General features: G+C 73.2%; 8 protein-coding genes and 1 pseudogene. 3 read left to right on the forward strand and 6 right to left on the reverse strand.

What is annotated here, in order from left to right; genetic code table 11:
- The 4 genes and pseudogenes from LE181_RS30920 to LE181_RS30935 form a co-directional block, all read right to left on the reverse strand.
- A pseudogene (locus LE181_RS30920) lies at window positions 1-274 on the reverse strand (MFS transporter); the annotation flags it as partial.
- A 31-nt stretch (window positions 275-305) separates the two neighbouring features.
- Window positions 306-827, reverse strand: a complete 522-nt coding sequence (locus LE181_RS30925; RefSeq protein WP_225664841.1) for a UCP032817 domain-containing protein — start codon at window positions 825-827, stop codon at window positions 306-308.
- 22 nt (window positions 828-849) lie between these two features.
- A complete protein-coding gene (locus LE181_RS30930; RefSeq protein WP_225664843.1) occupies window positions 850-2,094 on the reverse strand; it encodes a phenylacetate--CoA ligase family protein in 1,245 nt (414 codons plus the stop codon).
- Between the two features lie 142 nt (window positions 2,095-2,236).
- Entirely contained in the window at window positions 2,237-2,386 is a 150-nt protein-coding gene (locus LE181_RS30935) for a hypothetical protein (protein WP_225664845.1), read from the reverse strand.
- Between the two features lie 303 nt (window positions 2,387-2,689).
- On the opposite strand from LE181_RS30935, the gene LE181_RS30940 reads away from it, so the two are divergent.
- Window positions 2,690-3,439 carry an AAA family ATPase gene (locus tag LE181_RS30940; protein WP_225664847.1) on the forward strand — a complete coding sequence of 250 codons (750 nt, stop codon included), beginning with the start codon at window positions 2,690-2,692 and terminating at the stop codon, window positions 3,437-3,439.
- A gap of 15 nt (window positions 3,440-3,454) precedes the next feature.
- On the opposite strand, the gene LE181_RS30945 is transcribed toward LE181_RS30940, so the two are convergent.
- Window positions 3,455-3,709, reverse strand: a complete 255-nt coding sequence (locus LE181_RS30945) for a hypothetical protein (protein ID WP_225664849.1) — start codon at window positions 3,707-3,709, stop codon at window positions 3,455-3,457.
- Between the two features lie 122 nt (window positions 3,710-3,831).
- Between LE181_RS30945 and LE181_RS30950 the strand changes: the two genes are divergently transcribed.
- Both LE181_RS30950 and LE181_RS30955 read left to right on the forward strand, forming a co-directional pair.
- Entirely contained in the window at window positions 3,832-4,593 is a 762-nt protein-coding gene (locus tag LE181_RS30950) for a TetR/AcrR family transcriptional regulator (protein WP_225664851.1), read from the forward strand.
- A 176-nt stretch (window positions 4,594-4,769) separates the two neighbouring features.
- Window positions 4,770-5,069: a hypothetical protein gene (locus LE181_RS30955; RefSeq protein WP_225664853.1), complete on the forward strand. Its 300-nt coding sequence runs from the start codon at window positions 4,770-4,772 to the stop codon at window positions 5,067-5,069.
- A 56-nt stretch (window positions 5,070-5,125) separates the two neighbouring features.
- Here the strand turns inward: LE181_RS30955 and LE181_RS30960 are convergent.
- Window positions 5,126-6,190: baeRF3 domain-containing protein (locus LE181_RS30960; RefSeq protein ID WP_225664855.1), on the reverse strand; the 1,065-nt coding region annotated here is incomplete at its 5' end.

Genomic DNA, 6,190 nt, shown 5'->3' on the forward strand with positions numbered 1-6,190 from the left:
GGCCGGGCCGGCGGCCCCACCGCTGGCTGATGCGGCCGATGCCCACCGCGCCGAGCGCGGCGCCGCCGGTGAACAGGGCGGCGGGCGCTCCGGCGAGGCGGGTGGAGTCCAGCATCTCCTCGGCGAGCAGCGCGCCGACGGTGATGCCGGCGGCCAGGCCCACGCCGCTGAGCACTTGCGCGATCACCAGGACGGTGAGGATGCGCTTCTGTTCGGGGACCTCGTCGTCCGCGGGGGCGGCGGGCGCGGCCGGAGCGCCGGAGCGCGTGCTCATGCGGCCCTTCCTTCGGGTGGTGGGCGGCGGGTTACGCCGCGCCGAGCGGTTCGAGCGGTTCGAGTGCTGCGATGTCCTGCAGCGACATGTCCATCTGCTCGTGCAGGAAGCGCACGATGGTCCAGTGGGGCAGGGCGCCCTCGTCGAAGGGGCCGAACGCGCGCACGTAGAGCGGTATCCAGCGCAGGGCCTCCTCCAGCGCCTGCTCGCGGCCCGGCTCCTGCTGGTAGTCCTCGTAGGCGATGCTGCGGTGGTGGATGAAGAAGCGGCCGGGCAGCCGCTCCTCGCACAGGGCGCGGTACTCGCGGGTCTGCAGGATGAGGTAGTGCCATATCTCGTCGATGTCCTGCTCGACGGGCAGGAAGAGGCCGGCGAGCCGGTCCTGGTGGCGGGAGACGAGGTAGAGGTAGCGGAGGCATTCGGTGACCTGGCGCTCGACGCGGTCGGGCGTCTCGCCGGTCTTGTCGGCGACGTGCGTCACCACCTCGGCGTGGAGGGCGTCGCCGAGCAGTGCCTTGAGGTCGTCGGCGGAGACCTGAGGCTGTGTGGTCATGGTGTGCGTCCCGTCCGGAGGGTCAGTGGTCGTCGGCGAGCCAGGCGTACTTGCCGGATTTCCCGATGGGTATGCGGGTGCGGTGCCGCAGGGAGCACGAGCGGCCGGTCAGCTCCGCCACGGACTGCTCCAGGGCGGTGGCGGCGGGCCCGTCGAGCGGCCGGTCGTCGAAGGTCACGTACTGCAGCTCGGTCTGTGCCTCGCCCGTGACGTGCAGCTGTTGCAGGAAGACGCGGGGGGAGGCGCCGGTGACGCAGTCGTCGAGGTCGCCCTGGGAGACCGGGCCGTGCGGTGTGGCGAGCAGTTCCCGCTCGCGGCCGCAGAAGCGGGAGATCCGGGTGGGGTCCGGTGTGCCGTCGACGGTGCGGGCGCAGTCCCCCGAGCGGTAGCGGATCAGGGGCATGTGGGGGTTGCGGACGCTGGTGACGATGAGGCTGTAGATCTCGCTGCCCGGGACGACGGGGACGAGCTCGACGCTCATGTCGTCGAGGTACGGCCGGTAGCGGCCGTCGTGGTCGCCGACGCTGTAGTAGAGGTAGCCCAGTTCGGTGCTGCCGAAGAGGTCGACGATCGGGCAGGCGAAGTGCTCCTGCAGGAAGCGGCGGACGTTGACCGGGGTGTACTCGTAGGCGTGGATGATGCTCGCGGGCTGCGGGAACGCGTCCTGGAGCCCCCACGCGCGGACCTTGCGCACGAGGTGCGCGAGGTGGTAGCCGGAGCAGTCCAGGTGGTAGGCGCCCTGCGGGTGTGCGTCGCGGGCGGCGCGGATCTCGGCGAGCATCCGCTCGACGTCGTCGCGCTCCCACAGCGCGGGGTCGAGCCGCAGGTTGAGGTAGCTGGTGCGGTCGTCGAGCCGCCGGTCCTCGGGGCCGGGGACCGCGGCCGGCTCGGCCCCGCGCTTCTTCGCGTTGACCCGCGCGACGTGTTCGGTGGCCAGCACGGTCGTCAGCGACAGGCGCCGGCAGCCCTCGTGCCAGGTGTGGGCGATGTCGGGGTGCTCGCTCCACAGCCGGTAATAGGAGTTCAGCAGGAAGTACGGGGGGCGGATGATCTGCATGCGGGCGTGGTTGGTGCCCGTGGAGAGCACGAACTCCGCCTCGCCGGCCGCCAGTGCCGCGGCCAGGTCCGGGGTCATCCAGTTGTCCGGGAAGCCGCGGGCGATCTCGGGTTTTTCGAGTATGGGGAAGTGGCCCCGCTCGACCGACGTGCGGTAGATCGGGATGTCCCTGATCCGGTCGACGACTTCGGCCGTCGGCTGGCCCTCCATGTGCCACCCCTTCAGGTGTGCTCGGCGAACGGAAGCCCCGTGCGAGGAAGCCGGTGCGGTGTGCCGCGAAGCGGGCCGCGGTGACGTGGGGAATGCGCCACCGCGGCCCCTCCGGTCTGCTCAGGGGTTGATCAAGAACGGGTCAGGAGATACAACCGGTCTTGACCACGCTGATGCAGCCGGACTTGGACACGCTGATGCAGCCGTTCTTGGCGGCCTCACGGGCCGAGTTGGCGGCCACCCAGCCCCGCCAGACGTCGTCCTGAGCCATCTTCCTGATCAGCTTCTCCATTGCGAACCTCCAAAAAGTGATGGGTTCTTCACGGCGGCGGCCCTGCATGCGCACCTCGGCCGACGGTAAAGCGGTCACCAAGAGAGTGTCAACGGTTGGCAATGTGACGCTGTCTCAAAGTCGTCGCTCGATGGCGCGTTCGACCGGATCCGGCAGGATCATGCGTCCGGCGATCTGAACCGGCGGGCTCCCTGAGACGTCCTCAAGGCTGCCCCGGCCGGTCCGGCGGGGGCTCCCGAGGGCCGGCCCGGCGGCTCGTGCGAGGCTCGGGGCGGTCGGGTCGGAGCAGGGGACGGTAGCGCAGTGGCGGAGACGGGTGGGCCGGCCGTGCCGGAGATGCGGGCCGGCGAGGCCGCGGGGGCGACGGAACGCGGGAGCGCCGCGCCGCGCGGGCTGATGGACCTGCGCGGACGGCACGAGGACGTACCGGCCGTCCTCCGCTACCCGCCGGGCGCCGTCGTGGTCGTCTCCGGCCTGCCCGGCAGCGGCAAGAGCACGTTGCTGCGCCGCTGGTCACAGGCCGCCGCGGACGACACGCCCCCGGCGGGCCCCGGGCGGACGCCCGTCGCCCCCTCCGCCGTGGACCCGCGGGCGGTGCACGTCGCGTGCGAGGCGGTGATGCCCGCGCGCCTGCCCTACGCGGTGTACCGGCCCTGGGCGCGCCTGGAGCACTTCCGCTGGCTGCGCGCCGAGGTGCGCGGCGGCGGTCCGCTCCTGGTCCACGACTGCGGCAGCCGGGCGTGGATACGCCGGTGGCTGGCCCGTACCGCCGGGCGGCAGGGGCGCGAGCTGCATCTGGTGCTGCTGGACGTGGGCGCGCAGGAGGCACTGGCGGGCCAGGCGGCCCGCGGCCGGTGGGCGTCGCGACGGGCGTTCGCCCGGCACCGGCGCGGGCTCGACCGGCTCCTGCACGCGATGTCCGAGGGGAGCGGGCCCCTTCCGGCGACGCCGGGACCGCAGCCCGTTCCGGAGGCGGTGACGGAGGCGGCCTCCGTCGTCCTGCTCGACCGGACGTCCCGGGAGCGCGTGACGGCGCTGACGTTCGGCCCGTGACCGCCCCGCGCGGCGTTACCGCGCCGCGGTGGCCTTCTCGCGCGCGAGGACCTTCCTGTGGCCGGCGTCCAGCAGCGCGATGACGGCGAAGGCGGCCGCGACGACGGCTGCGGCGGCGACGTAGCACCAGGGACCGGGCAGGTAGTTCGCGGCGGTCATCACCCCGGGCCCCTTGTCCGTGAACAGGCGGAGGACGACGGCCATGACGCCCTCCCAGAAACCCGCGACGAGCACGAGGAGCATCCCCAGCCGGTACCAACCCTCATTCATGAACGGCCTCCGCATTTCTTGGTCGTGACGTTACGACCGTATCAACGGCGGGTCGCCAATCCCTTGGAAAGTCATGGATAGATCGCCATTACGTCACACATTCTTGAAGTTATGCTGAAGGAATGCGTGACGAAACGAAATCCGGATGCCGGGTCTGCGGCGCCGGGCTGCCGCCGGCCTCCCGGGGCCGCCCGCCGCTGTACTGCTCGCGCAGCTGCCAGGCCCGGGCCTACCGCGCCCGCAGGAACCCGCCCCGGCCGGCGGCCGCGCCGGCCCCGGCCGCCGCTCCCCCGTCCCGGCGCCGGCAGATCGCGGAGGCCGTCTGGCGCATCGCCGCCGAGCGCGGGCTGGAGGCCGCGAGCATGCGGGGGGTCGCCGCGGAGGCGGGGGTGTCCCTGCGCGTGGTGCAGTACCACTTCGACAGCAAGCACGACCTCCTCGTCACGGCGCTGGGCATGCTGCACGAGGCGAACGAACGTCACGCCGGGGAACGCGCCGCGGCGTTGCGCGACCCCGCCGACCCGCGCGCGCTGCTCCGCCTGATCCTGGAGGAGTTCCTGCCGCTGGACGAGCAGCGCCGTACGGCCCTGCGGGTGTTCGCCGCCTACTACGCCCGCAGCCTCACCGATCCCCGCCTGGCGGAGGTCTTCCTGCACGGCGCCCGGCCCGTGGAGCGGCTCGTCGCCGGAGTCATCGCGCGGGTGCCCGGCCGCGGCCCGGCCGGCGCCACCGGCCCGGCGGCCGAGGCCGAGGCCGACCTGCTGGTGTCGGGCGTCACCGGGCTCGGCATGGACGTCCTGCACGGCCGCCGCACCCTGGCGGGGGTACGGCGCACCCTCGACCACCACCTCGACCGGATCCTCACCGGTCCGGCGGACGCCTGACCGTGTCCTGGAGGGCCGGCCTCCACGGCCGCGTGCGCGTGCCCGTACCGGCGTGCGGAACGTGCGGCCGCCAACCGGAATGCATCCCGTGGCCCCGGGCGGCGGGCGTCACCGGCGGCCGGCCCGGGTAGGGAACCGCCCCACCGGGACCGCCACGAACAGAAAGCGGGCAGCACATGGCCATCGTCGTCACGTTCGAACTGGAAGGCGCCACGCAGGATGTCTACGACGCGTGCATCGACCGCATCACCGGCGGCCGCGGCTTCAACGCCGTCGCCGACCTGCCCAAGGAGGCGGCCGGGCTGATCGCCCATGTGTCCGGGCCGGTCGACGGCGGCTGGCGCGTCACCGACGTGTGGGAGTCGGCCGAGGCGTTCGAGGCGTTCGCCGCCGTCCTCGCCCCGATCGTCTCCGACCTCGGCTTCGGGCACGTCCAGCCGCAGGTCACCCCCGCCCACAACGTCGTGCTCCACTGACGCCGTCGGGGCCGCCGGGGTACGTCCCCGGCGGCCCCGAGCGGCTGGGACCCGCCCTAGTACCGCAGGACGGCGGCCACGCGTTCCTCCCCGGCGAGGGTGTCGTCGGGGAGGAACTCGATGTCGGCGCCGTTGTTGAGGGCGGTCTCGACGATCTCGTCCACGACGTCCTCGCGGATGGCGGGATCCGCCGCCAGGGGCTCGGTGGGCGTCTCGACCCGCACGGGGTGACCGCCGTTGCCGTCGACGCGGGCGGTGACCTGGTAGTGGTCCTCGACCGCGAGGAGGGCGACCCGGCCCTGACGGACGGTCTGCCAGATCTCGTCCAGCCCCGAGGTGAAGCGCCGTGCGCCGCGCGCGTCGTCGAGGCGGCGCAGCACTTCGCCGCGGCGTGAGGTGCGGCGTTCGGCGAAGGCGGGGTGCAGCAGGTCGAGGATCGCGTGCGCGGACTTGCCGACCGCGCCGCCGTTCTCGACGCGGCCGGCGATCACGCCCGGGTTGGGGAGCTGCTTCTCGAAGAGCGCGATCTGTTCGCGCAGGCCCACGACGTACAGCGGGCGGGGCCGGCGCTCCAGCACGGGGGCCAGGACCCCGGCGACCGCGCGCATGTACTGGCGCTCGCGCTCCACGTGCGACTCCTCGCGCGCGGACAGGGAGTGGTTGCCGACCTTGTCGAAGTTGCGGCCGGGCAGCGCGTCCTCGTGGTCGGGGAGCTCGGGCAGCACCGGGAAGCCCTCCCCGGTGACCTCCGTGAGGGTGTCCCCCGATCCGTCCCACAGCCGGGTGCCGCTCTGGGACAGCACCAGTGCCCAGTAGGGCTCGCCCAGCAGACGGGCGGCCACCAGGTTCCGGGTGAGGAAGGTGTCGGCGACGACCACCCGCTGCGGCACCGAGCGGGGCAGGTACCAGACCTGGTGCTCGCCGGGGGCGGCCAGGACGAGCAGCCCGTCGGCCGAATGAGTGAGGTCGACCTCCGCGGCCGCCGCGTCGAGCCGGCCCTCGACGTCCATCCGGGCCGCGCGGGTGACCCTGGTGTCCTCGGCCAGCCGCCGTTTCGCCTCCGCGACCGTGTTGCGCAGCCGGACCGAGTCCTCGGCGCTGTACGGGGAGCGCCGGTTGGT

The organism is Streptomyces sichuanensis (assembly GCF_020328095.1).
GTDB lineage: Bacteria > Actinomycetota > Actinomycetes > Streptomycetales > Streptomycetaceae > Streptomyces > Streptomyces cinnamoneus.